23 protein-coding genes and 2 pseudogenes are annotated in these 24,622 nt (G+C 64.9%); 12 read left to right on the top strand and 13 right to left on the bottom strand.

What is annotated here, in order from left to right; genetic code table 11:
* Positions 1-185: 185 nt before the first annotated feature.
* Together AC1DT6_RS04880 and AC1DT6_RS04875 are read left to right on the top strand one after the other, a co-directional pair.
* A complete protein-coding gene (locus tag AC1DT6_RS04880) occupies positions 186-1,928 on the top strand; it encodes a PQQ-dependent methanol/ethanol family dehydrogenase (RefSeq protein ID WP_441627966.1) in 1,743 nt (580 codons plus the stop codon).
* 152 nt (positions 1,929-2,080) lie between these two features.
* Positions 2,081-2,365 carry a c-type cytochrome gene (locus AC1DT6_RS04875; RefSeq protein ID WP_441628031.1) on the top strand — a complete coding sequence of 95 codons (285 nt, stop codon included), beginning with the start codon at positions 2,081-2,083 and terminating at the stop codon, positions 2,363-2,365.
* A 153-nt stretch (positions 2,366-2,518) separates the two neighbouring features.
* On the opposite strand, the gene pqqE is transcribed toward AC1DT6_RS04875, so the two are convergent.
* The 5 genes from pqqE to pqqA all read right to left on the bottom strand — a co-directional run bounded on the left by pqqE (position 2,519) and on the right by pqqA (position 5,749).
* Positions 2,519-3,715: a pyrroloquinoline quinone biosynthesis protein PqqE gene (gene pqqE / locus AC1DT6_RS04870; RefSeq protein WP_441627964.1), complete on the bottom strand. Its 1,197-nt coding sequence runs from the start codon at positions 3,713-3,715 to the stop codon at positions 2,519-2,521.
* Complete coding sequence (pqqD, locus tag AC1DT6_RS04865) at positions 3,687-3,959, bottom strand: pyrroloquinoline quinone biosynthesis peptide chaperone PqqD (RefSeq protein ID WP_035862268.1); 273 nt, start codon at positions 3,957-3,959, stop codon at positions 3,687-3,689. Before pqqD ends, pqqE begins: the two co-directional genes overlap by 29 nt.
* The gene (gene pqqC / locus AC1DT6_RS04860) at positions 3,956-4,648 is read right to left on the bottom strand and encodes a pyrroloquinoline-quinone synthase PqqC (RefSeq protein WP_441627961.1); all 693 of its coding nucleotides are present in this window, start codon (positions 4,646-4,648) and stop codon (positions 3,956-3,958) included. The genes pqqD and pqqC overlap by 4 nt, the downstream gene beginning before the upstream one ends.
* Positions 4,645-5,562: a pyrroloquinoline quinone biosynthesis protein PqqB gene (pqqB, locus tag AC1DT6_RS04855; protein ID WP_441627959.1), complete on the bottom strand. Its 918-nt coding sequence runs from the start codon at positions 5,560-5,562 to the stop codon at positions 4,645-4,647. Before pqqB ends, pqqC begins: the two co-directional genes overlap by 4 nt.
* Before the next feature lie 112 nt (positions 5,563-5,674).
* Entirely contained in the window at positions 5,675-5,749 is a 75-nt protein-coding gene (pqqA, locus tag AC1DT6_RS04850; RefSeq protein WP_081862055.1) for a pyrroloquinoline quinone precursor peptide PqqA, read from the bottom strand.
* Between the two features lie 86 nt (positions 5,750-5,835).
* Between pqqA and AC1DT6_RS04845 the strand changes: the two genes are divergently transcribed.
* Positions 5,836-6,765 (top strand): alpha/beta fold hydrolase, encoded by a 930-nt coding sequence (locus AC1DT6_RS04845; protein ID WP_441627957.1) that lies wholly within the window; start codon positions 5,836-5,838, stop codon positions 6,763-6,765.
* Positions 6,766-6,788: 23 nt separating this feature from the next.
* Positions 6,789-7,724, top strand: coding sequence for an MBL fold metallo-hydrolase (locus AC1DT6_RS04840; protein ID WP_441627955.1), 936 nt, complete (start codon positions 6,789-6,791; stop codon positions 7,722-7,724).
* Between the two features lie 28 nt (positions 7,725-7,752).
* On the opposite strand, the gene AC1DT6_RS04835 is transcribed toward AC1DT6_RS04840, so the two are convergent.
* Entirely contained in the window at positions 7,753-9,783 is a 2,031-nt protein-coding gene (locus tag AC1DT6_RS04835; RefSeq protein ID WP_441627953.1) for a sigma-54-dependent Fis family transcriptional regulator, read from the bottom strand.
* 261 nt (positions 9,784-10,044) lie between these two features.
* On the opposite strand from AC1DT6_RS04835, the gene pedF reads away from it, so the two are divergent.
* Both pedF and AC1DT6_RS04825 read left to right on the top strand, forming a co-directional pair.
* Positions 10,045-10,524 (top strand): cytochrome c-550 PedF, encoded by a 480-nt coding sequence (gene pedF, locus AC1DT6_RS04830; RefSeq protein ID WP_441627951.1) that lies wholly within the window; start codon positions 10,045-10,047, stop codon positions 10,522-10,524.
* Between the two features lie 86 nt (positions 10,525-10,610).
* Positions 10,611-11,504, top strand: coding sequence for a substrate-binding periplasmic protein (locus AC1DT6_RS04825; RefSeq protein WP_477114528.1), 894 nt, complete (start codon positions 10,611-10,613; stop codon positions 11,502-11,504).
* Positions 11,505-11,616: 112 nt separating this feature from the next.
* Here AC1DT6_RS04825 and hmpA read toward each other — a convergent pair whose 3' ends face one another.
* The 3 genes from hmpA to AC1DT6_RS04810 all read right to left on the bottom strand — a co-directional run bounded on the left by hmpA (position 11,617) and on the right by AC1DT6_RS04810 (position 15,061).
* The gene (hmpA, locus tag AC1DT6_RS04820) at positions 11,617-12,828 is read right to left on the bottom strand and encodes an NO-inducible flavohemoprotein (protein ID WP_441627947.1); all 1,212 of its coding nucleotides are present in this window, start codon (positions 12,826-12,828) and stop codon (positions 11,617-11,619) included.
* Positions 12,829-12,968: 140 nt separating this feature from the next.
* Positions 12,969-13,718 carry a creatininase family protein gene (locus AC1DT6_RS04815; protein WP_441627945.1) on the bottom strand — a complete coding sequence of 250 codons (750 nt, stop codon included), beginning with the start codon at positions 13,716-13,718 and terminating at the stop codon, positions 12,969-12,971.
* Between the two features lie 56 nt (positions 13,719-13,774).
* Entirely contained in the window at positions 13,775-15,061 is a 1,287-nt protein-coding gene (locus AC1DT6_RS04810) for an MFS transporter (protein WP_441627943.1), read from the bottom strand.
* Between the two features lie 250 nt (positions 15,062-15,311).
* On the opposite strand from AC1DT6_RS04810, the gene AC1DT6_RS04805 reads away from it, so the two are divergent.
* Positions 15,312-16,247 (top strand): LysR family transcriptional regulator, encoded by a 936-nt coding sequence (locus tag AC1DT6_RS04805; RefSeq protein ID WP_441628029.1) that lies wholly within the window; start codon positions 15,312-15,314, stop codon positions 16,245-16,247.
* A 40-nt stretch (positions 16,248-16,287) separates the two neighbouring features.
* On the opposite strand, the pseudogene AC1DT6_RS04800 reads toward AC1DT6_RS04805, so the two are convergent.
* Positions 16,288-17,160: pseudogene (locus tag AC1DT6_RS04800) on the bottom strand (redoxin domain-containing protein); the annotation flags it as partial.
* 16 nt (positions 17,161-17,176) lie between these two features.
* Here AC1DT6_RS04800 and AC1DT6_RS04795 point away from each other — a divergent pair.
* Positions 17,177-17,407: pseudogene (locus tag AC1DT6_RS04795) on the top strand (alpha/beta fold hydrolase); the annotation flags it as partial.
* A gap of 98 nt (positions 17,408-17,505) precedes the next feature.
* Here AC1DT6_RS04795 and AC1DT6_RS04790 read toward each other — a convergent pair.
* Positions 17,506-18,216 (bottom strand): SDR family NAD(P)-dependent oxidoreductase, encoded by a 711-nt coding sequence (locus AC1DT6_RS04790; protein WP_441628027.1) that lies wholly within the window; start codon positions 18,214-18,216, stop codon positions 17,506-17,508.
* 620 nt (positions 18,217-18,836) lie between these two features.
* On the opposite strand from AC1DT6_RS04790, the gene AC1DT6_RS04785 reads away from it, so the two are divergent.
* The gene (locus AC1DT6_RS04785; protein WP_441628025.1) at positions 18,837-19,889 is read left to right on the top strand and encodes an alpha/beta fold hydrolase; all 1,053 of its coding nucleotides are present in this window, start codon (positions 18,837-18,839) and stop codon (positions 19,887-19,889) included.
* 131 nt (positions 19,890-20,020) lie between these two features.
* On the opposite strand, the gene AC1DT6_RS04780 is transcribed toward AC1DT6_RS04785, so the two are convergent.
* Positions 20,021-20,548: a thioredoxin family protein gene (locus tag AC1DT6_RS04780; RefSeq protein WP_477111161.1), complete on the bottom strand. Its 528-nt coding sequence runs from the start codon at positions 20,546-20,548 to the stop codon at positions 20,021-20,023.
* A gap of 3 nt (positions 20,549-20,551) precedes the next feature.
* Complete coding sequence (locus AC1DT6_RS04775; protein ID WP_441627939.1) at positions 20,552-21,253, bottom strand: cytochrome c biogenesis CcdA family protein; 702 nt, start codon at positions 21,251-21,253, stop codon at positions 20,552-20,554.
* Between the two features lie 476 nt (positions 21,254-21,729).
* Between AC1DT6_RS04775 and AC1DT6_RS04770 the strand changes: the two genes are divergently transcribed.
* From AC1DT6_RS04770 to AC1DT6_RS04760, 3 genes are all read left to right on the top strand, one after another.
* On the top strand, positions 21,730-22,470 hold the full coding sequence (locus AC1DT6_RS04770) for a response regulator (RefSeq protein WP_441627937.1): 741 nt from the start codon (positions 21,730-21,732) through the stop codon (positions 22,468-22,470).
* Positions 22,467-23,792 (top strand): ATP-binding protein, encoded by a 1,326-nt coding sequence (locus tag AC1DT6_RS04765; RefSeq protein WP_441627935.1) that lies wholly within the window; start codon positions 22,467-22,469, stop codon positions 23,790-23,792. The genes AC1DT6_RS04770 and AC1DT6_RS04765 overlap by 4 nt, the downstream gene beginning before the upstream one ends.
* A 436-nt stretch (positions 23,793-24,228) precedes the next feature.
* Positions 24,229-24,618 (top strand): hydroxyquinol 1,2-dioxygenase, encoded by a 390-nt coding sequence (locus AC1DT6_RS04760; RefSeq protein ID WP_441627933.1) that lies wholly within the window; start codon positions 24,229-24,231, stop codon positions 24,616-24,618.
* Positions 24,619-24,622 lie beyond the last annotated feature (4 nt).

Genomic DNA, 24,622 nt, shown 5'->3' with positions numbered 1-24,622 from the left:
CAGGTGTGCTGTTCAATTCCGCAACAACGGCAACCGAGTGTTCCGCGCTGGTACGCCATCCCGGCATCCACAGGCCGCCGCGGGGCCGGATGCAGGTGTTTTCCATTGGCATGGGAATTGCCAAGAGTCAGTCTGGTGTGCGAGGCGCACTGGTGAAGATCGACAACAAGAGAGAGGAGCAGACAATGAGGACGTTACGCGTGATGATGGTGCTCGCGGCGGCTGCCGCGAGCCTGGCGGCGCAGGCCGCGGTGACCGATGCCATGATCGAGAATGACGCGAAGTCGCCGGGCGACGTGCTGTCGTGGGGGATGGGCCCGCAAGGCCAGCGCTTTTCCACGCTGAACCGCATCAACACCAGGAACGTCAGCCAGCTGGTGCCGGCCTGGTCGTTCTCGTTCGGCGGCGAAAAGCAGCGCGGGCAGGAAGCGCAGCCGTTGATTCACGACGGCAAGATGTTCGTGACGGCCTCGTACTCGCGCATCTACGCGCTCGATCTGAAGACCGGCAGCAAGCTCTGGAAATATGAGCATCGCCTGCCCGAAGGCATCATGCCCTGCTGCGACGTGGTCAACCGTGGCGCGGCCCTGTACGACAACCTGGTGATCTTTGGCACGCTCGACGCGCAACTGGTGGCGCTGGACCAGAAGACCGGCAAGGTGGTGTGGAAGGACAAGATCGAGGACTATGCCGCCGGCTATTCCTACACGGCAGCCCCCCTGATCGTCAAAGGCATGGTGCTGACCGGCGTCTCCGGTGGCGAGTTCGGCGTGGTGGGACGGGTCGAGGCACGCGACGCGAAGACCGGGCAACTGGTCTGGTCCAGGCCGGTGGTGGAAGGCCATATGGGCTACAAGTACGACAAGGACGGCAACAAGACCGAAGACGGTGTGACCGGTACCCAGAACGCCAGCTGGCCCGGCGAGACCTGGAAGACCGGCGGCGCGGCCACCTGGCTGGGCGGCACCTATGACCCGAAGACCGGCCTGGCCTACTTCGGTACCGGCAACCCGGGGCCGTGGAACAGCCACATGCGCAAGGGCGACAACCTGTATTCGGCCTCGACCGTGGCGCTCGACCCGACTACCGGCAAGATCGTCTGGCATTACCAGAACACGCCGAACGATGGCTGGGATTTCGACGGCGTCAACGAGTTCGTGACCTTCGACCAGGATGGGAAGCGCCTGGGCGGCAAGGCCGACCGCAACGGCTTCTTCTACGTCAATGACGCCACCAACGGCAAGCTGGTGAACGCCTTTCCCTTCGTCAAGAAGATCACCTGGGCCAGCAGCATCGACCTCAAGACCGGGCGCCCCAACATGATCGCGGAAAGCCGGCCGGGCGACCCGGCCGCGGGCAGCGATCCGAAGAAGGGCCAGTCCGTGTTCGCCGCGCCGGGCTTCCTCGGCGGCAAGAACCAGCAGCCGATGGCCTACAGCCCGCAGACCGGCCTGTTCTATGTACCGGCCAATGAATGGGGCATGGATATCTGGAACGAACCCGTGGGCTACAAGAAGGGTGCCGCCTTCCTCGGCGCCGGCTTCACCATCCATCCGCTCAACGAGGACTACATCGGCTCGCTGCGCGCGATCAATCCCAAGACCGGCAAGATCGAGTGGGAGGTCAAGAACTACGCGCCGCTGTGGGGCGGGGTGATGACCACTGCCGGCGGGCTGGTGTTCTGGGGCACGCCGGAGGGCTACCTGAAGGCCGCGGACGCCAAAACCGGCAAGGAACTGTGGAAGTTCCAGACGGGCAGCGGCGTGGTGGCGCCTCCGGTTACCTGGGAGGAGGGCGGCGAGCAGTATGTGGCGGTGGTGTCGGGCTGGGGCGGCGCGGTGCCGCTGTGGGGCGGGGAAGTTGCCAAGCGCGTGAATTTCCTGGAGCAGGGCGGATCGGTGTGGGTGTTCAAGCTGCACAAGAGCTGAACGTTGCCGGACACCATGTAGTGAAGCTGCCCTGCGCGTGCCGGCCTCGCACACCGAAGCCGGCACGCGCAAGGGCTGGTCGATGATCAGAGCATTGGGAAGTAGATATGCAGAAGGCGAAAGGATACCTGTCGTTGACGGCCACGGTGGCCATGGTGCTGTGTGCCGCCCGGGTCGAAGCGGCGCCCGATATGCAGGCGCTGGCAGACAAGAGCGGCTGCTTTTCTTGTCACAGTATGAATGCCAAGGTGGTAGGGCCGGGTTTTGCCGAGGTAGCGGCCAAGTACAAGGGAGATGGGGAAGCGCCCGAGCGGCTGGCGAAAAAGATCCGTGAGGGCGGAAAAGGTGTTTGGGGACGGATTCCCATGCCGTCGCACGAGAGTATCAGTGAAGCGGATGCCAGGAGGCTGGCAGAGTGGGTGCTGAGTATCGGTTGAGCACCGGATGAGCATTGGAAGAGACCGGTGTCAGGCCTGACGGTCGGATAGAAACCGGATACGAAGGAAGGATTCGCAAAGACGCTTCACATCGGCCCGCCCGGCAGCCCAGGCACGGCGTGAAACGTCTTTGCTCTTTTTGTTCTCAATTTTCTACTTCCGTTTTTTGCTATCAGCGCAGCTACCGTCGCTGCTTAGCCTGAGCGAATTCCCATCGCTGCGGAAGACCATCCCGCTCTCCCGTCCGCGCGCCTGCACCTCGGCCAGCCTGCCCTGCAGCACGATCTCCGCGACCTTCCCATGGTCTCCAGACCGATCGCAAACCGGATCCGTGGCGGCGGCGTCGCCGGTCAGGAGGAACGCCTGGCAACGGCACCCGCCATGGTCTTCCGCCTGCGAGTCGCACGATCGGCAAGGCTCCGGCAGCCAGTGCGTGCCGCGAAAACGCTGGAAGGCCTCGCTCTCGCGCCATATCTCACGTAGCGATCGCGTGGTGACGTTCGGCAGGTCAAGCCCGGGCAGCATGCGGGCCGCATGGCAGGGCAGCGCGACGCCGTCGGGCGCCACGCCAAGGAAGGTTGTGCCCCATCCGTTCATGCATTTCTTGGGCCGTTGCTCGAAGTAGTCGGGCACCACGAACAGGATCTTGCACCGGTTGCCGATGCGGGCGCGGTATGCCTTCACGACCGCTTCGGCTTCGCACAGTTGCTCATGCGTGGGCATCAGCGCCTGCCGGTTCTCCCAGGCCCATCCATAGTATTGGGTGTTGGCCAGTTCCAGGTATTCCGCGCCCATCTCCAGCGCCATCTCGATGATGGCGCCCACATGAGGGAGGTTGTGCCGGTGCAGCACGCAGTTCATCACCATCGGATAACCGTGCGCCTTGATCAGGCGGGCCACGCGTTGCTTCAGGTTGAAGGTGCGGGTGCTGGAGAGAAAATCGTTGAGTTCGCGCGTGGAGTCCTGGAACGATAGCTGGATATGATCGAGCCCGGCAATGCGCAAGGCGGCCAGCCGGGCATCCGTGAGGCCGATGCCGGAGGTGATGAGGTTGGTGTAGAAGCCGAGCCCGTGGGCATGTTCGACCAGTGCTTCCAGGTCTTTGCGCAGCAGGGGTTCGCCGCCCGACAGGCCCAGTTGCACGGCGCCCAGCGCGCGCGCCTGCGTGAAAACGTCGCGCCACCGGGCGGTGTCGAGTTCGGTGTCGTGCCGGGCATAGTCCACCGGGTTGGAGCAGAAGGCGCAGTGGAGCGGGCAGCGGTAGGTCAGTTCCGCCAGCAGCCATAGCGGCGGCCCGGGCGGTGCTATGGCTGCCGGCGGCTCAGACCAGCCAGCCGCGTTCGATGGCATGTTTGACAAAGGCGTGTACCTCCGGTGCGATGCCCTGCACGCCGAAGGCGGACTGCAGGTCGTCGATCAGCATGTCGAGGGTGTGGCTGCCGTCGCAGCGCTGCAGGATGGCGGCCGCGCTGTCGTTGAGCGTGACCATGCCTTCCGGATACAGCAGGATCCAGCTCTGCTGGGCGTCTTCCCACTGCAGGCGGAAGGTCCGGTGCAGCGTGGGCTTGGTCAGGTCGGCTTCGGTCGGGGTCATGGGTGGGCGAGTTGGATGGCGTCGAGCATCGACCACAGGATGTCGAGCTTGAATTGCAGGATGTCCAGCGCGCGCTGCTGCTGCTCCGGCGTGCGGAAGTAGCCGAGCGTCACGCGCAGGCCGTGATCGACATCGCGCTGCGCAAGCGGAATGCGCGAGCGGAAATAGTCCAGGCCTTGCGCTTCGATCCACGGATAGTGCCCGGGCCAGCCGGCCAGGCGCTCCTTGTGGATCTCCGGGGCATACATCTCGGTCAGCGAGGAACACACGGCCTCCTGCCAGGGCGCGCGGCGCGCGAAATTCACGTAGGCGTCGACGGCGAAGCGCACGCCGGGCAGCACGTGCCGGTGCGACCACAGCGCCTCGCGCTCGAGTCCCACCGCCTGGCCCAGCCGCAGCCAGGCTTCGATGCCCCCTTCCTGGGTCTCGGTGCCGTCATGGTCCAGGATGCGCACGACCCATTCGCGGCGCGTGGCGCGGTCGGGGCAGTTGGAGAGGACTGCCGCGTCCTTGAGCGGGATGCTGGTCTGATAGTAGAAACGGTTGGCCACCCAGGCGCGGATCTGTTCCGGCGTGCATTGCCCGGCCGCCATGCGCAGGTTGAACGGGTGGTGGATGTGATAGCCCGTTTCTTTCGCGCGCAGGCGTGCTTCGAATTCGGCCGCGCTCCATGCCGTGGCTTGCGTCATAGCGTGATCTCCATGCCGTCGTAGGCTACCTCGATGCCGTGGTCCGCCAGCAGGCCGCGCTGCGGCGAGTCGTCCACCAGGATCGGGTTGGTGTTGTTGATGTGGATCAGGATCTTGCGTGCCGCGGGCAGCCGGTCGAGGGTTTCGATCATGCCGCCCGGGCCGGACAGGGCGAGGTGCCCCATGTCCGCCGCGGTCTTGGCGGAGAAGCCAAGCTGCTGCATCTCGTCGTCGCGCCAGCAGGTGCCGTCCACCAGCACCACGTCGGCGCGCTGCAGTTCGTCGAGCACGTGCGGCTCGATGCGGCCCAGCCCGGGCGCATAGAAGGCGCGCCGGCCGGTGGCGGCATCGACGATGCGCAGCCCGATATTGTCGCCACGCCGCGGCGCGTTGCGGTTGGGGGAATAGGGCGGCGCCTTGCTCTCCAGCGGCACCGGCGTCAGCATCACGCCATGCAGCGGCGGCACCGTGAAGGGCGCGTCGTCCAGGGACAGCGTGTGCGTGTCAAGGCCGCAGTAGTGCGACAGCATGCGTGTCAGCGGGAACGCCGTGCCGAGATCCTGCAGCACCGCCGCGGTGGCGTAGACCGGCAGCGCCTGCCGGTGCTCGCGCAGCATCAGGAGGCCGGTGACGTGATCGATCTGCGCATCCATCAGCACCACCCCGGCAATACCTGTGTCGCGCGGCTGGCGCGCCGGCTGCAGCGCCGGCGCGTGGCGCAGCTGGTCGAGGATGTCGGGGGAGGCGTTGACCAGCACCCAGTCTTGTCCCTCGTCGCTCAAGGCGATCGACGACTGCGTGCGCGGCGTGGCGCGCAGCGTGCCGTTGCGTACGCCATCGCAATTGCGGCAATTGCAGTTCCACTGGGGAAAGCCACCGCCTGCGGCCGATCCCAGGACCCGGAGTATTGTCATGGCGCGTATCGATAGGGTTCGTTACGGAGTCGAAGAGCAAAAAGCCCGCCAGCGAGAAAAAAAGGCCCGCGGGGGCGGGCCTTGCCAGATCGGGGCATTCAGGCAAAAGTGCTCAGCGGTTGGCTATGTACATCGTGATCTCGAAACCCAGGCGTAGTTCTTTGTAGGCGGGGGTACTCCAGTTCATGTCTCCTCCTCGGGGGTGGCATAGTTAGTGAATGCATCGCGTCTTCTTGCGGCGAACGTCGCCGCGTTCTTTCCGAGGCAACATCCATGCCCGCAGCGCCGCTGCCGTCCCAGTGTTTTTTTCTCCGTACGCGGGATGGCCACCGCATGCACGTGCGGCAGGCGGGCCCGGCCACCGGCGATCCGTGGCTGGTGCTTCACGGCGGGCCGGGCAGCGGCTGCAGTCCGTCGATGGCGGCATGGTTCGATCCGCTGCGGCACCGTGTGGTCATGCCCGACCAGCGCGGCGCGGGCCGTTCGCGGCCCGCCGGGACGCTGCGCCGGAATACGGCGGGCGCGCTGCTGGCAGACCTGGAGCAGTTGCGCGAGGCGCTTGGCGTCCAGCGCTGGAGCGTGGTGGGCGGATCGTGGGGGGCAGCGCTGGCGCTGGCCTACGCCGCGCGCTATCCCGGCGCGGTGGCGGCTCTGGTCCTGCGGGGCGCTTTCCTGACAGGCCGCGACGATATCCATCGGCTTTTTTCTCCGCGCGGCGGCGCGATGCTGCGGCGCGTCATGGGGAGGGGCGAGCGGTTGTCCGATGCCCGGGCTCGTCTGCTCACTGTGTCGCAAGTGTTGCAAAGTGGCACGACTGTTCAAAAACTGGACACTGCCGGACAGTGGCAGCGCGCCGAACGGCGGATGCTGGGCCTTGGCCAGACGCGGCCGGGGCGGCAGCCGTGGCGCGAGCGCATGGCGGCGGTGGACAAATACCGGATCCAGGCGCATTACCTGCGCCGCCGCGCCGGGCTGGGCAAGCCGGCGTTGCTGAAGGCGGCGTCGCAGATCGGTGCGCGCGACGTGCCGGTGACGTTGCTGCATGGCCGTGCCGATAAGGTCTGCCGGCCGGCCAACGCCCTGCGTTTGAAGGCGGTCATGCCCCAGGCGCGGCTGGTCTGGGTGCCCGGCGGACACTTGCCTGCCGGTGCCATGGCCGAGGCCCTGCGGGCCGCCATCGGTGCGGCGGGCTGCCGGCGGTGACGGATCCCACCCGGCGCGGATTCATGGGCGCCCTGCTGGCGATGGCGCTCGGCGGCGCGGGCCCGGCCGCCGCACTTGGCCGCGTGGTGCTGGCGAGGCTGCAGCCTGGCGTGTATGTGGCCAGCGCAGCCAATGCCGAGGTGGCGCGGACCAATGCCGGGGAGGTGGTGCCGACCCTGGTCCATGTGACCGGAGCCGGGGTGCTGGTGGTCGACCCGGGCCCGCATCTGGCCTGGGGGAACGGGTTGCTGGCGGCGATCCGGGCCGTGACGCCCGAGCCGGTGCGCTGGGTGGTCAACACCCATGCGCATCCCGAGAACGTGCTGGCCAACGCGGCCTTTGCGCGCTTGCGGCCGCGCCCCGCGTTCCTGGCCTCTGCCGCCACCGCCAGCCTGATGCGGCAGCGCTGCGAGGCGTGCCTGGCGCGCCTGGCCGCGCAACTGGGGCCAGCCGCGATGCGCGGCACGCGGATCGTGCTGCCGGAACCCGGCTTGCGGCATGGCGATCGCCTGCAGACCGGCGCCACCGCGTGGGAGGTGCATGTCCACGCGGGGGCGCATAGCGTTTCGGATACTGTGCTGCATGCGCCGCGGCGTCGGCTGTTATGCGTGGGCGGCCTGGCCTACCGCGACCGCGTTCCGGAGATGCAGGAGGCTTCCCTGCAAGGCTGGCGGCGCGCGCTGCGGGCCGTGTCGGCGCTACCCGCCGATCTCGTGGTGGGCACCGCGCCGGGCACGCCGGCGCAAACGCTGGCGCCCACGCTGGCCTACCTGGATGCGTTGGCCGGCGGCGTTGCCGCCGCACTGGAAGCGGGTGGCGATGCGGCGCGCGTGCTCAGCCCGGCGACCGCCGGGCCGTACCGCCATTGGCGCTACTTCGCTTCGCGCCATCCCTTGAATGTGCAGCACGCCTGGCGCGAGCTGGAAGACCTGTGGATGCACGGCGAGCCGCTGGCCTGAGCGCCAGCCGGCGCGCACGGCTGCCGTCTCAGCCATCTTGCTGCGGCAGCGCGTTGGCCTCGTCCAGCTTCCGGTAGACCGTATTGCGAGAGATGCCGAGCGCCTTGGCCGCCGCGGAAATATTGCCGTGGTGCGCCTTGACCGCGGCGACGATGGCCAGCACCTCGACGTCGGCCAGGCGGGTGGGCTGTGGGCCGGGCGCTACCTCCGGGGCGCGCCCGCCGGCCGGCGCGGCATCGGCTTCCAGCGTGGCGCCGTGCGCGGGGTGGGTGGCCTGGCGCGCCAGCCGGTCTTCCAGGAAATCGTCGGGCAGGTGGTCCTCGGTGATCTCCGCCTCGCCTTCGGCCATCAGGCGCGCGGTGCGCAGCAGGTTGCCAAGCTGGCGGATATTGCCCGGCCAGTGATAGCTGCGGAACATCGCCATCACCGAATCCTTGATGCGCGGTCCCCCGTTTGCCTGGCCCTCGCGTAACAGCTTGTCGGCCACCACATCGAGGTCGGTGCGCTCGCGCAAGGCCGGCAGGCGCACCACGAGGCCGTTCAGGCGGTAGTAGAGGTCTTCCCGGAACAGGCCGTTGGCCACCTGCTCGCGCAAATTGCGATTGGTGGCGCAGATCACTGACACGTCGACGTGGATCACCCGGCTGCTGCCCAGCGGCGTGACCGCGCGCTCCTGCAGCGCGCGCAGCATGCGCGCCTGCAGGTGCAAGGGCATATCGCCGATTTCATCCAGGAAGAGGGTGCCGCCGTTGGCCAGCAGCATCTTGCCGATGCCGCCTTTCTTGCGGGCGCCGGTAAAGGCGCCTTCTTCGTAGCCGAACAGCTCGGATTCGATCAGCGTCTCGGGTATCGAGGCGCAGTTGACAGCGATGAAAGGCCCGGCATTGCGCGGGCTGTCGGCGTGGATGGCGCGGGCCAGCAGTTCCTTGCCGGTGCCGGTTTCCCCCAGCACCATGACGGGAATATCCTTGCCGATCACCTTGCGCAGCTTGGTGATGACGCCTTTGATCTGGGCGTCGCCGGTGTCCAGGTCGTCCAGCCCGGCGGGGCGCCGGGCCGGTTGCGCGCCCGCACGGCGGGGCAGGGAGGCGGCATCAGGCATGCAGTGCGCCTCCTCCGCGCTGCCATTGTCGATGGCAGCCGCCGGGACGGACACGGCAGGCGCCTTCCACTCGACGCGTGCGCTGACCTTGACGCCGCTTGGCAGCGGCAGGTGCACGACGCCCCCCGGGGCCTTGCGCTCGGCGTCGAACAACTGCGACAGCGACAGGCCGAACAGCGAGGAGAAGGTGTGCGCGTGCAAGGCGCCGACCGACATCCCAAGCTGGAACTGCGCGCTGCGGTTGGCCGACAGGAAGCGTCCGCCCGGCGTAAAGGAGGCGATGCCTTCGACCAGGGTGCCGATAAACTCCGCGCGCGAGTGGAAACGCACGCACACCATGTCCTGGAAGGCATTGGCGAAAAGCTGGTTCTCGATCATTTGCGCCGACATCCGCACCAGCGCCATGGTGTGCTTGTGGAATCCGCGCTGGTCACCCGTCACATCGAGCGCGCCGACTGTCTTGCCGTACGCATCGAGGATGGGCATGCAGGAGCAGGTGAGGAAGCGGTTGGCCTCCAGGAAATGCTCCGCGCCGTGTACCAGCGTGGCCTTGCTCTCGGCCAGCGCGGTGCCGATGGCGTTGGTGCCCCGGCTTTCCTCGGACCACAGCGCGCCGGGCTGCAAGGCCACCTTGTTGGCCCTGGCGAGGAAGTCGTCGTCGCCCAGCGAGTGCAGGATCAGGCCGGCGGCGTCGGTCAGGATCACCATGCTCTGCGTGTTGACGATCTGGTCGTAGAGCGTCTCCATGACCGGCAGCGCGTGGGTGAACAGCGACTGGCTGCGCTCTATCTGCGTTTTCAGCTCGCTTTGCAGCACCGGGCAGAAGTCTGGCGATTCATAGGGCCGCAAGCCATAGGCTTCGGATCGCAGGTGGGCCTGGGCGATCAGGTCTGGCCGGTCGCCCTCCGCCGGGTTGCCCGTTGCCGCCGGCGGGACGCCGGCCGCTTGGAAAGTCATTTTTCTGTCTCCTGTGGAAGTCGCCCGCGATCTGTGCACGGGTCGCTCCGGGTCCTGGCGTGGTCGACATGGCCCGAAGTGTTGCTTCATGAAGCAAAACGCTTGCCAGGGTGTTGCATTCCAGGGCACTGGTTCCGGCGTGCTGTGTCACACGCCTGCCATTTGCCGGGGCCTCGTCCGGTTTATGGCCCACTTTGCGCTTGGTATGGCTTTTGCGGAAGTCACCTTCAAAACATAGTTCAACAACTGGAGGTGACACTGATGAAAACACCACGCCGCACACTTGCCCTGATTGCCATCTGCACGCTTCTGGCCGGGGCGCTACCCCAAGCGGCCTCGGCCCATGGGGACGTCACACCGCAAGCAGTGGACACCAAGACACTACCGCAACTCGGCGAAGAATGGCGTCCGGATAATCCATACAGGACGGGCGAAGCGCAGCAGGAAGCACTGCGTATCGGCTCCTCGGCCTACAACCAGAACTGCGCGCGCTGCCATGGGCTGGAAGCGGTGTCGGGCGGCATCGCGCCGGACCTGCGCAAGCTGGACAGCGATTGCGCGTCGCTGGCCAACGCCAGGAAGAAGCAGGAATGCATGGGCGAGGTCTCGCAGTACTTCACCACCACCGTGCGCAAGGGGCGCACGCGAGACGGCCGGGTCTACATGCCACCGTTCGATGGCGTGCTGAGCCAAGAAGCGGTCTGGTCCATCAAGACCTATCTCGAATCGCGGCACGAGTAAGGGCTGCGGGCCCGCCCGCGCTTCCACCGCATTCCCGCATTCCCTGATTCACAAACACAAAGATCAAGAAAACCAGGAGACCTCCCATGCGCGCCAGCCCTTTCCGGGACGCCGCTCCCTCCCTGCCGGCCCCCGCCGGCTCCCATCGCCTGGCCGGCGCACTGCTGGCGCTTGCCGCGCTCGTCTGCGTCCAGCCGTCGCTGGCCGATATGGCCAGGATCCGCCAGAGCGGGACCTTGAAGGTGGCCGTCTATAAGAGTCTGCCGCCATTTTCCACGGCAGCGGGCAACCCGTTGCCGGGCATCGACGTGGCGCTGGCGAAGGCCCTGAGCAAGCAGATGGGGCTGTCGGTGTCGCTGCTGCCGTTCGATGCTGACGAGAACATGTCGGATGACCTGCGCAATATGGTGTGGCGTGGCCATTACCTGGGCTATGGCCCGGCGGATGTGATGCTGCATGTGCCGGTGGACCGTGCGTTCATGCGCGCGAACGACAAGGCGCTGATCTTCGCGCCTTATCACCGCGAGATGTTCGTGCTGGTCCACGACCGCGAGCGTGTCTCCGAGGTCCGGCAGCTGGAGGATCTGGCCGGCCAGCCTACCGGCGCGGAAGCGGGCTCCGCCGGTGCCAATGCCCTGTTGTCCGGGGCGCAGGGCGCGCTGCGCGACAACGTCAAGATTTATGCCGGGCCGGACGAAACGCTGCGCGCGCTGTTCGCCGGCGAGATCGCCGCGGCGATGGTCACGCGCTCGCAATACGAAAGCGCGCTCAAGGCGGCCGGCCAGTCCGCCGCGCGCTTCGCCACGGTGGACGTTGCCTCGCCGCTGCTGCCCGCGCGCGGCTGGGCCATCGGCATGGCGGTCAAGGCGGACGAGGGCGAACTCGCGGAGTCGCTGCAGAACGCGCTGGACGCGATCCGCCGCAGCGGCGAGCTGCAGCAGATCTTTGCCCAGTACGGTGTGTCGCTGCAAACGCCGTGAGATTCTCCAGCGGCTGGGCGTGCGGTATGAAACCGGGCGTCAAGTGGGGCGTGGTCCCCGGTCAGGCGCTACGCAATCTCAAGCAGCGACTTAGGTTGGCCGCTGGTCAGCGCTACTCGTCGAACAGGTCCGGCCCGAACACTTCATAGTGAATGCGCGTCTCCGGGATGTCCAGGTTCTGGAGGGCATCGTGCTGCATCCGCATGAACGGGATCGGTCCGCAGATGTAGTAGTCAGCGTCCGGCAGCATGATGGAATCCTTGATCAAACTGACGTCGACCAGACCCTCGTAATCGAAATCCTTACCCTGGACGTCTTCCGGGAGAGGCTCGTTATAGAACACAAGCAGCTTGAAGTTGGCGTGCTCATGCGATGCTTCGCGCAGACGGTTGCGCATGGCCTGCACCGCACTATTGCGGGCGCCATGCACGAACACTACCTGCCGCGGCGGTTCCTGAAGCGCCTTCTTCAGCATGCTGACCATGGGGGTCAGCCCTACGCCGCCGCTGATCAGCACGATCGGGGACCTGGCATTTACGTCGATGTAGAAGCTGCCGTACGGCGCGGCGAGCCTGACCTCGTCGCCAACACCGACGTGATCGTGCAGCAGGCAAGAGACATAACCCGCCGGCGTCGTGCCGCCACTCTCGCGCTTCACCGATATCCGGTAACTTCGCCCGTTCGGCACATCGGAGAGGCTGTACTGCCGAATCTGCTGCAGGCCAAGAGAGGGCACCTGGATCGCGACGCTGGTGTACTGGCCAGGCTCGAAATTCACCACCGGGCCGCCATCGGCCGGTTCCAGGATGAACGAGGTGATGACGTCGCTCTCAGGCCGCTTCTCGCGGACGATGAATGTGCGCCAGCCTTTCCAGCCGCCATCCTGCTCGGCGGAGCGCTCGTACAACTCGCTTTCGATACCCATCAGGATGTCAGCCAGGTTCCCGTACGCCTGCGCCCAGGCGGAGATGATCTCGCCGGTCGCCGCATCCCCGAGAACATCCTTGATCGCGCCGAGCAGGTGTTCACCGACGATCGGGTATTGCTCCGGCCGCACGCCAAGACTTGCGTGTTTGTTTGCGATGTTTTTCAGAACGGCCGAGAGACTCTCGGGATTCTCGATATTCGCGGCGTAGGCATACACTGCGCGCGCCAGGGCCTGCTGCTGCTGCCCTTGTTCCTGGTGCGCCATATTGAAGACGTTCTTGAGTTCCGGGTGCGCCTCGAACATGCGTTTATAGAAACGCTGGATGATGGCGTATCCGTGTTCCGCCAGCACCGGGGCGGTGGATTTGACGATGTCCTTGGTCTTCTGGGTGAGCATTGCATCGTTCCTTCGAAGATTGGCAACAGGTGTGAACCACACCCGTTCAAAGTCTATACCTCACCCGGCTTCGGGGGGGATGCGGCAACCCTTGTGCAGCCAGTCATGTACGCCGTAGCGAACTCGCGATCGCGCGCGTATCAGAGGGGCATTGGCTCACCCCCGAATGCTTCAAGCTCGCGCGCGAGGCTTTGCGCGGCCAGTTCGACCAGTGCGCGTCCCTTTTCCGGTGTCGCCTGTCCCGGGTCGGAACCGATGCGCCCGTCCGGGAACCGCGCACGAAAGTCGAGCGCCTCCCGGATGGGACCCGATGGGGCGATTTGGGGTGTATAGCGGGCCGACTTCACGGCGGCGGGGAAGGCCCACTGTGTAATGGCAATCTCGGAAGGCGTGGCGTGAGAGCCATGGCCGGTCGGGAACTGCTCGCGCGCGAGCTCGTTGACGCCTGCCAGGTCCCACCAGTTGCACAGCTTCAGTGCGAATCCGGCGCGGCGCCGGGAAAAACTGGCTTCGGCATAGATCTCGGAGAACGCGGCCTCGATGGAGGCCACATTGCCGCCATGGCCGTTGAGGAACAGGATTTTCTCGAATCCGTGCCCCACCAGTGAGCGGGTCCAGTCACCGATCGCGGCAATGAAGGTCGACGGGCGCAGCGAGATGGTGCCGGGAAAGCCGAGGTGRTGCTGGGCCATGCCAATGTTGAACGTCGGCGCCACCAGGATATCGGCTGTCTTTTCCGCCTCGCGCGCAATGATCTCCGGGCAAAGCCAGTCGGTGCCAAGAAGCCCCGTTGGCCCGTGCTGCTCGTTGGAACCGATTGGCACGACAATCACGCGGCTGCGCTTGAGAAACTGTTCGACTTCGGCCCAGGTGGATAGATGTAAAAGCATGGTTGCTCCTTCTTTCGTGTGTTCCTCTCGGAACCTTGTATGTGGTTTGCAGTGGACTACCGGCGCTCAGGCAACTTGTTGGCGAGGAGGATCAGCGAGGCGATCAGCGGCATCAACGCCATGACCAGCACGCCAGGATGCAGGCTGCCGGTCGCGGTCTTGGCCCACCCGATGATGGCCGGGCCCCAGAAGCCGCCGGACAAGCCGATCGTGTTGATCAGCGCAATGCCGCCGGCTGCCGCCGGGCCCTTGATGTACTCGGCCGGCATGGCCCAGAACACCGTGTAAGTCATCCAGAGCGCGGTGGTGCCGAGCGTAAGCAGGACAAGCGACAGACCGAGATTGCCGTCTGCGAGTGCCGACCCGGCGAGCAACAGGGCAGCGAAGAAGGCGGGCACTGCGCTGTGATATCGGCGCTCGCCCTTTTGATCGGAGCGGCGCCCCATGTAGTACATGCCGAATGCGGCGCCAAGGTATGGCAATGCGGTGTACCAGCCGAGCTGCACGGTATCGGCCACGCCCTGCGCCCTGATCAGGGTCGGGAGCCAGAAGCTCATGGCATAGATGGCCGCGATAATGCAGAAGTACGCAAGGGCGAGCACATAGACCCTCGCATCCCGTGCCACCGCCATGAACGAGTGCTTGTGCGCGACGGATACCCCGAGCTCAGCTGCCAGAAAACGTTTTTCCTGGTCCGTCAGCCAGGCCGCATCCGCGGGGCGGTTCGGCACGAGCGACAGTGCAAGGAACCCCAGCAATACGCAGGGGATGGCCTCGATCAAGAACATCCACTGCCAGCCGGCGAGGCCGGCGGTGCCGGACATGGTGGTTATCAGCCACGCCGAAGCGGGTCCTCCGACAATGCCGCCGATCGGTCCCGCCAGGAAGACGATCGCGATGGCGCGCCCCATGCGCTGCGGTCCGTACCAGCACGACAGGTAGTAGATCATGCCCGGGGCAAAGCCTGCCTCAAAGATGCCGAGCAGGAAGCGCATGGCATAGAACGTTGGCACATCACGCACGAAGAGCATGCAGGCGGACGTGATGCCCCACAGCACGAGGATCCGGCTGAACGTCTTGCGCGCGCCCACGCGAGGCAGCAGCAGGTTGCTTGGCAGCTCGAACAGTACATAGCCGAGAAAGAAGATGCCTGCACCCACGCCGTAAGCGGCGTCGGAGAAGCCGAGGTCGCTTTGCATCTGCAGTTTGGCAAAGCCGATGTTGACCCGGTCGAGATAGGCAAACAGGTAACAGATCAGGAGGAACGGCAGCAGGCGCCAGTTGATCTTGTTGTAGAGCGTCGAAGTGTCGTCGACGGCGCTTTCGTTCGGAATGACTAACATGCCGGTCTCCAGTGCGTTGTGTTTGATGCCGCTTATCCAGTCCGCCGATGGTGACAGAGCCGGGGGTTCCGACCAACAGTAAGCGGGCTCACGCTTCGTTCTAATCTGAGCAACGCAACCCATCCGTATCGCATGGTGAAGATGGCCGGAGTCAGGCCCGGTCGTCATGGCGGGGGATGGCCGGGCAGGCGCGATGAAGTTCATGTATGGTTGCCTCCTGCCCATCACATTGGCTCAATTGTGTTTCGACATGCGAGAGATCAATCAGCTGCGATTACGATACTTCCGTGAGGTTCTGGCGCACGGCACCATTCGCGGGGCGGCGGACAGCCTCAATACGTCACCCTCCGTGATCACTCGACAGATCAGGCTGCTTGAAGAAGAACTGGGCGCTACGCTGTTCGAACGCCAGTCGCGCGGTGTGAAACCGACGGAGGCGGCCGCGCATCTGCTCGAGTTCTGGCGCGGCTACCGTTCGCATCAGGAGAATCTCGAGGACCAGCTGCACGCGCTGAAGGGATTGCAGCAGGGCAAGGTCCAGGTGGCCATGAGCGAGGGCTATGTCGATGCGCTCGTCAACGAAGTCCTTGCGCCGTTTTGCGCGCGGTACCCGATGCTGGATATCAGCATGGAGATCCTGCCAGTCGACGATGTCCTGAACGAAGTCGCTGAAAGCCGCGCCCACATCGGCCTTGCCTACAATCCACCGCCTCACCCGCGCATCGAGTACCGTGCCAGTTCTCCGCAGCCCGTGGTGCTGCTGGTTCGTCCCGATCACCCGCTGGCGTTGCGCGGCGGCGAAGCCAGCATCCGCGATGTGCTGTCATACCCGCTCGCGCTGATGCCGGAGTCCTTTGGCATCGGGCACGCCGCGAAGATGCTGGAGTTCGCGGAGAACATAAAGATCCGCCCGACGCTCGTCACCAACTCGTTGACGGCGCTGAAGCAATTTGTCGCCTATGAGAACTTCATTACGCTGATCGGAGAATTCGCGGCGTATCGCGAGATCGCTGCCGGGAGCCTGGTCACCGTACCGATCAATCATCCATTGCTCAGGGGCACCCAGGCGCGGTTGCTTGTGAAGACCGGCCGGCCCCTGCCTGCTGCGGCATCCGAGTTCCTTGAGCACATTACGCGCCGCATGTCGATGTTTGCCGCCAGCCGGAAGGCATCGGACAAGCAGTAGCCGGCGGAGCCGGCAAGGCAGATTCCCTTGACGGAAACGGTTATCCGAAAGTGAAGACGAAGGCCTGGACGCCCGGGTCCAGGAAACGGATGTCGAAGGTGTGCTCGCCGACCTTTCCCGGCTGGCGAACGAGTTGGTAGAGCCTGGTCTGCGTGACGGTGCCGTTGCCATCCGGGTCGGTATCGGTACCGTGGCTGGCACCGGGCGCCTTGCCGTCGACCAAGACACGGAAGCGCACCGGCGTGCCGTCGGCGCCGGGGCCGAGCACGAGGTGCAGGTCACGCGCGCGGAAGCGGTAGGCGATGCCGCCGCCGGCGCGGTTGAGCGTGGCTTGTTCGGCGTCCACGGTCCAGTTGCCGCTCAGGCCCCAGCTATTCAGGCGCGGCTCGGCGATCGTGTAGTCGCGTGCGGTGCCGGCGCGCAGGCCCTCGGGCGACGCGAAGCCGGATGCCTGCTGGTAGCCGATATAGGTCTCCCGCGAGCGCACGTTGTCCAGGTCTGGCGCCGCTTGCGCACCGGACGTGTCGAATTTGACCGGCGCGGTGCCGGCCTTTTGCGCACCGGCTTCCTTCAGCAAAGCCTGAATGACAGCCTCGGACTGTTCATAGCCGCCCTCGCCGAACTGGTGGTGGCGAATCTGCCCGCTGGCATCGATGAAGTACAGCGCCGGCCAGTAGCTGTTGCCGAACGCCCGCCAGATCCGGAAGTCGCCGTCCACCGCGACCGGGTAGCGGATCTTGAATTGCTCCACGGCCCGGCGCACGTTGCCGACACGCTTCTCGAAGGCAAACTCGGGCGTATGCACGCCGATGACCACCAGCCCCTGGTCCTTGTATTTTTCCGCCCAGGCGCGGATATAGGGGAGCGTGCGAATGCAGTTGATGCAGGAGTACGTCCAGAAATCCACCAGGACGCAGCATGAGGCAACGGAAAGGAAGCTGGCGGCGATTCCGCTGATCCCGGTTCCCGCCATCACGCTGGATGGCACGGCCGATGGCGTCGTCCCGGCAACCGACGGCAAAGCCAGCGCCGCACGGTTTGCCGGGCCGCGCATTCATCGGCAGATTCCGGGTGTCGGCCACAACTTGCCGCAGGAAGCACCCGAGGCCTTTGCCGACGCGGTGACAGAACTCGTGCGCGGCGGCAGATGGCGCACGTGAGTGGCGCGCGAAGGCAGGCGGCATTGGACTGACTGGCGCACGAGATGTCCGCCCCGCCCACGCGGGCCGGGCGGCGTTCAATGGCGCCCTGGCGTGCTCTAGTGACCAGCGCTCTGCCCGCCGTCGACATGCAGGATTTCGCCAGTTACGAAGGGCGCCGAATCCAGATACAGGATGGCGTCCACGATATCGCTCATCTCGCCCATACGGCCTACCGGATGGAGTGCCCCGAGCGCGGCATGGGTTTCCGGCGGGTGCATCGAGGACTTGATGATTCCCGGCGAGACGGCATTCGCGCGAATGCCACTCTTGGCGTATTCGATGGCGAGCGATTTCGTGGCCGCGTTCAGTCCGCCCTTGGTCAGCGATGCCAGTACAGAAGGCACGCCGTTGATGGCGTGGTCGACCAGGCTGGTGGTGACGCTGATCACGTGGCCGCTCGACCTCTTCTCCATTTCGGCGATGGCGAGCTGCGTGATGTAGAAGAAGCCCGCGAGGTTCACGCCCGTTTTCGCCGCGTAGTCTTCGGCGGTGTACTGGGTAAAGGGCTTCGCGATGAAGATGCCGGCGTTGTTGACCAGCGTGTCGATGCGGCCGAAGCGTGCCACGGCTTCGGCGATGACGCGCCGGGCGGTGGCCGGATCGGCGATGTCGCCTGCGACCGTCAGGATGTTGTCATCATCCGATGGCTTGATGGATCGCGCCGTTGCAACAACGCGGTAGTCGCGCTTGCGGAAAGCCTTGACCACCTCTGCGCCAATACCTTGCGATGCACCAGTAACGACGACGACTTTTTGCGATGTGCTCATGATAAACCTCGATACAAGTTGATTCGGCTCTCTTGCCGATCGGGCCGGCGGCACCGATTGGTCCTAAATCTAGTTGAATCGATGCTGAGTTCGAATACCCGCCATGGACAAAGAGTCTTGCCTGACGGGAACAAATCAGGCGCAAAGCCAGTGCCCGCACCGATCTGTCCGTCTGTTGAGCGTGCGGGAACGCCGGCGCACCGGCTCGACAGTCTCACGGGCCGGGAGATGGCAGGAACGGCGGCGCGCAAGGGGTGCGCCACATGCCGTGCGCCTTGCGATTGCCAACGCGGATAGCAGGCATCGGGAACTGCGGATGCCACGTTGGCCGGAAGCCCGGCGCATTTCGATTTACACCATGTAACAACCCATGTGCTGTGCGGCGGGCTAATCGGCGGACCGATTGAACCTATATTTTCCGCACGGACGACGGGTAGTCATCCGCTTCGTTGGAAATGCGGCACCCCGCTCATGTGAGGAATCAGTGCGTGCCGCGCAGCTCCGACCGGGCCCCCGGCGCGATGCCATCGTCGGACCTGCCACCCAACCCGGACACATCCCAGATACAAGTAATTCGTATCCTGGAAATCAAAGCCAACCTCAAAAAAGGGGAATTAAGCATGTCTGAAGAGATTAACCCTGACCGTCGTCGCTTCCTTGGTGCCGCGGCTGTCGGAATCGGTGCCTTGGAGTTGGGCCTGACCGGACTCGCTCGTGCGCAGTCGAGTCCTGCCGGGCAGTCTGTTCCAGTCGCCGCCTCGGCGACGTCCGGTGCGTCGTTCGGCAACCTCAGGCAGATCGAAGCCGGTGTTCTCAGCGTCGGCTATGCCGAGGTTGGACCGCACGATGGTCCCGTCGTTATCCTGCTGCACGGCTGGCCGTACGACATTCACAGTTACGTCGATGTGGCCCCGCATCTGGCAGCCGCTGGCTACCGGGTCATTGTTCCGCATACGCGCGGTCACGGCACGACGCGGTTTCTCTCCGACAAGACATTCCGCAATGGCCAGCAATCGGCAGTTGCGCTCGACACCATTGCATTGATGGACGCACTCAGGATCGACAAGGCGGTTCTCGCCGGATACGACTGGGGATCGCGGACGGCTTGTGTCATCGCAGCGCTGTGGCCGGAGCGTTGCAAAGCCATTGTTTCCGCCAATGGCTACATCATCAATAACCTTGAGTTCAACAAGCGCCCGTTGCCGCCGAACGCCGAGCACGCATGGTGGTATCAGTTCTACTTCGCTACGGAACGCGGCAAGGCCGGCCTCGAGGCTAACCGGCGTGATTTCGCCAAGGTTATCTGGAAGGAGAATTCCCCTAAGTGGAACTTTGATGATGCAACGTTCGACCGTACGGCGGCGTCCTTCGACAACCCGGACTATGTGGCGATTGTGATTCACAACTACCGTTGGCGACTCAGTCTTGCCGGGGGCGAGCCCCAATACGACAGTATCGAGAAGCGCCTGGCCACAGGCCCGGCGATCACGGTGCCGGCGATCACGATCGACGGAGATTCGAACGGCGTCGCACCGGCTACGGATGGTAGTACTTACGCGAAAAGGTTCACAGGCAAGTACGCGCATCGGATTGTCAAAGGTGCGGGCCACAACCTTCCACAGGAAGCGCCAAAGGCCTTTGCGGATGCCGTAATCGAAGTCGCCCGCTACTAGCGGGCGCGGGTCGGGGGACGTTCCGGATCGCCTGTGCCGGGACGGTCCCTCTCGTGGATCGGCGCGGCCCCCGCGTCGATCTGTTTTTCCGGGGGGCGGCGGTTGCTGGCGTGATCCGGGCTTGCACAGGGTTATTTGCGATCGGAAAGGAGCTTCTGTATGGCCGCTTCCGTTTCCTCGTAGTGTCCTTCGCCAAAATGCTGGTAGACGATCTTGCCGCTGGCATCGACAAGATAGAGGGCGGGCCAGTATTGGTTCCTGTAGGCGTCCCAGATGACATACGCGTTGTCCTGCACGACCGGATACCGGATGTCGAGGCGCTTGAGAGCAGCCTGTCCGTTCGAGGTCGATTTCTCGAACGGGTACTCGGGCGTATGCACGCCGACCACCATCAGCCCATTGTCCCGGTATTTGTCGTACCACTGCTTGACGTGCGGGAGCGTGTTGATGCAGTTGATGCAGGTGTAGGTCCAGAAATCGACAAGCACCACCTTGCCGCGCAGTGCGGAGATTGTCAGCGGCTCGGTGTTCAGCCACTTCGCGTTGGCGGGAAACTCCGGCGCCTTGCCATGGTCGGCAGGCGAGGGGGCTATCGCACTGCCGTGTGTTGCTGCGAGTAGGGATACGGCTGCGATACAGGCACGAATCGAGCGGTGCATGAGTCAGACTCCGAGGTGGATTGAGGGGAAAGAGTTGGTCAGCCAGGCTACGGCAATCACGTCATACTGGAAGTACATGGCAACGGCGGTTGCGGCGACAATCGCGCCAAAGCCGCGCTGCAAATGATGTGCATGGCGGGCGACCTTGCGGCCGCGGGTGGTCACGAACCGGCCGCCGTAGGCAATGGCCAGCATGGGAATCGCGGCGCCCGCGGCGAACAGCGTGAGGAGCTTTGCGGCACGCCCCAGGTCCTGCGCCCTGGCGACCAGTGCGAGGATGGAAGCCAGTACCGGCCCCGCGCACGGCGTCCAGACCACGCCCAGCGTCGTACCTAGCACGAAGCCGCCAACCATGCCATTGCCTGCCCGGGCACCGACGCCGGCAAGGCGGTCGATCACGGCGCCAAACGGCGTCATGAGCCGGTCGAATAGCCGCGGCCAGATTCGAGCGAGCCCGGATGCGAACAGAATCAGGATGGAGACATCCCGGATCAGGCCGTGCACGTCACCGAGAGAGCTCGAAAGTGCACTGAATGCAATGCCCACCGAGGAGAACGCGGTGACGAACCCCAATGCGATTGACAGCGGACGCAGAGGATTTTGCTCGCCGATGGACGTGCTCACCACCATCGGCAGCACGGGAAGCACGCATGGGGACGCGATCGTCAGCACGCCGGCCGAAAATGCCAGTATGAGTTCGATCATGGCCGGCTCCGGCAAAGCCCCGGCAAGGCGCGCCCGGTGATTTCCGCTCTGCGGCGCCGCTGCGGTAAATGGGGTAGGGTGGCGGTTGTTGAAGTCACGAATGCCTCCGGTGTTGACGCGATGGCGCTATTGCAACGCTCGCGCGTATGCCGGATGTTTCGGGAAACGGCCGGAAATGAAATGTTTCTTGTCCGCGGGCGGTCCAGATACATGACGATACAAAGCGCCACGGAGGCAACGGCACAATGGCATCAAGGCGCGGGCTGCGCGCCGCGATCCTGGAGGGGAAACGAAAATGAAGCGTTCACTGCTGCTCGCCACGATGATCTTGTCCGCACTCGCGTATGAGCTTCGCGCAGGTGCGACCTGCCGATGGGCTTTCTCCAGACCGCCTGTTCTGCGCCTGACGGGCGCCGCACGGCGACGGCGTGTTCGCCCTGTGACCGGCAACCACCCTGCCAATCTGACGGTGCGCCATGACGCAGCCTGACCATATCCTTATCGTGGACGACGACCGGGAGATCCGTACGCTGGCGGCCGAGTATCTCGAACGCAGCGGGATGCGTGTGACCCTTGCGGCGAACGGACGCGAGATGCGCGCGGCCTTGGACAAGGGCGCGGTGGATCTCGTCGTGCTGGACCTGATGCTTCCCGGCGAAGACGGACTGACGTTGTGCCGGGACTTGCGCGCAAGCGAACGCAAGAACATGCCAGTGCTGATGCTTACTGCCCGCAACGAGGAGGCCGATCGTATCCTGGGGCTTGAGATGGGCGCGGACGACTACCTCGTCAAGCCATTCGCGGCGCGCGAACTGCTGGCCAGGATACGTTCGGTGCTGCGGCGCACGCGCATGCTGCCCCCCAACCTGCAGATCACCGAAGCGGCTACCGTGCTGGCTTTCGGCCCCTGGCGGCTGGATACGACCGCGCGGCACCTGCTCGACGATAACGACGTCATCGTCGCCCTCAGCGGCGCGGAGTACCGGCTACTGCGGGTCTTCCTCGACCATCCGCAGCGCGTGCTGAACCGGGACCAACTGCTCAACCTGACGCAGGGACGCGAAGCCGAACTGTTCGAGCGCTCCATCGACCTGATGGTGAGCCGCCTGCGGCAGCGTCTGCGCGACGATGCCAAGGAGCCCCGCTATATCAAGACGGTGCGCAGCGAGGGCTATGTGTTCGCGGCGATGGTGGAGATTCGGGAGGCGCGCACATGAGCCGCCCGGACGGGATCCTGCGAGGATGGCCGCGCACGTTGTTTGCTCGCCTGATGGTGATACTGCTGATCGGCCTCGTGCTGGCGCAAGGGCTTGCCTTCAGCCTCGTGCTGCGGGAGCGTTCGCAGGTCGCCGACAGGTTGATGCTGGGCAACCTCGGGCGCGATGTGGCCAGTTCCGTTGCCATCCTGGACATGATGCCGGCGGATAAGCGGCCGGCCTGGCTCGATCGGCTGGGGCGCCGAAACTACAGCTATCTGCTCAACGCCGGCACGGCCGGCGGCGACCCGCCAGCCTTGCAACTATCCCAGGAAGCCGTCGCGACGATCGCAGAGGCACTGGGGGAGCGTTACGATGTGACGGCAAATACACTGTCTGCAGATGGGGCGCAATTCCAGGTGCATTTGCGCCTGAGCGACGGCAGTCCGCTCACCATTGATGTCCATCCGGCGCCAACGGGATTGTCGGCCTGGTTGCCGGTGCTCCTGTGCGTTCAACTGGCGCTGCTGGCAGGCTGCGCTTGGATCGCCGTGCGCCTGGTAACGCGGCCGCTGAAGCAACTGGCGGCAGCCGCGGAGAATCTGGGGCCCGATCTGAAGGCCGACCTTATCCCCGAGCGCGGGCCGGCCGAGGTCGTACACGCCGCGGCGGCCTTCAACGCCATGCAGCAGCGCATCGCCGGGTATCTCGCCGAGCGCGTGCAAATTCTCGCGGCGATCTCCCACGACTTGCAGACGCCCATCACGCGAATGCGGTTGCGCCTGGACTTGATGGAGAGATCCGAGACGCAGGACAAGCTTTACAGCGATCTTCGCGCGATGGAGCATCTGGTCCGCGAGGGTGTCGCCTATGCGCGCACGCTGCATGGCAGCGCGGAAGCGCTGGCCCGCGTGGACCTCGATGCACTGCTGGACAGCCTGGCTTGTGACTATCGGGACGGTGGGCATGCGATTACCCTGGACGGCAAGGTCGGCGCACCGGTACTGACGCGCCCACAGGCGCTGCGTCGCATCCTGACGAACCTCGTGGACAACGCGCTCAAGTTCGGCGGCGACGTGGATATTGCTGTGTTCCGGGAGGCGGAAGGCAGTCTTGCCATTGCAGTGCGGGATCGCGGTCCCGGCATTCCCGAAGCCGAGCTTGAACGGGTCATGCAGCCGTTCTATCGCCTCGAGACGTCCCGGAACAGGGGGACGGGCGGTACGGGCCTGGGGTTGGCGATTGCGCAGCAACTGGCGCAGGCCCTTGGCGGGCGGCTCATACTCTCCAATCGGCAAGAGGGCGGCCTTCAGGCCAGGCTCACCCTGCCTGCACAGGCATAGCGGGCTGTTCCGGCGCGCGGCGCCTCGTTTCCAGCGACGGCAGGCTGGGTGGGCTGCACGTCGCGTTTAGCGTTTAGCGGTTGGCGTTTGGTGTCTGGTGTTTGGCATGAAGCACTTCGTGCCGCGTCCCGACAAGGTGCGGTCCGTGCCGTCCTCCGGTCCGGGTCCAGTCTCTCCGCCCTCGGCCGCCGTTTCTTCATTCCCTCCTCCTCGCTGCCGCGACGGACGATTTTGTATTCGTTTGTATCGCTTGCCCAGTGCGATACGTGTGCTCACAGTGCCACGGCGAAATCGCTACGGGCCAGATACATCGGTCGCCTTAAATGCTTCCTGTAGCGCGGCGGCGGCAACCAAGACCAGATCATCCCGCCCGCGCCGCAACACCGTCCGCGCCGGACACCGGCGCAACTGCCCTACACGAACCTGGATAAGCATCATGAAAATCATCAACGTCACAATCTTTGCCAAGCGCCTTGTCTCGATCGTTGCCCTTTTGGCCGCCGCCGGTGGGGTACAGACTGTGTCCGCAGCCGAGCTGGCTTCGGATCATGGCGCTGGCCCAAGCGCAGCCGCCGCGCGCAGCGTAGAGCGGGACCCGTTCACTGACGGCGCGCGTAGTGGCGAGCGTGACGTCTACACGGATGGCGCCCGTTATGTCGATGGCACCGCGCGATTCGTCGCGGGCCTGGATCGCGTTGGCGTCTCCGCTTCGCCCGCCCGCGGCTCAGATGCCGCTGCCGACAGCGCTGCCATGCTCGCCCGCATCAGCAACCGTGACGGCTATACCGAAAGCGAACACGCTGCAGATCCCCGCTTGGCCGCATAGCACG

Source organism: Cupriavidus sp. 01L45 (genome assembly GCF_056399885.1).
Note: the sequence above shows the minus strand (reverse complement) of the source record. Positions and strands in the feature narration are given on the sequence as shown.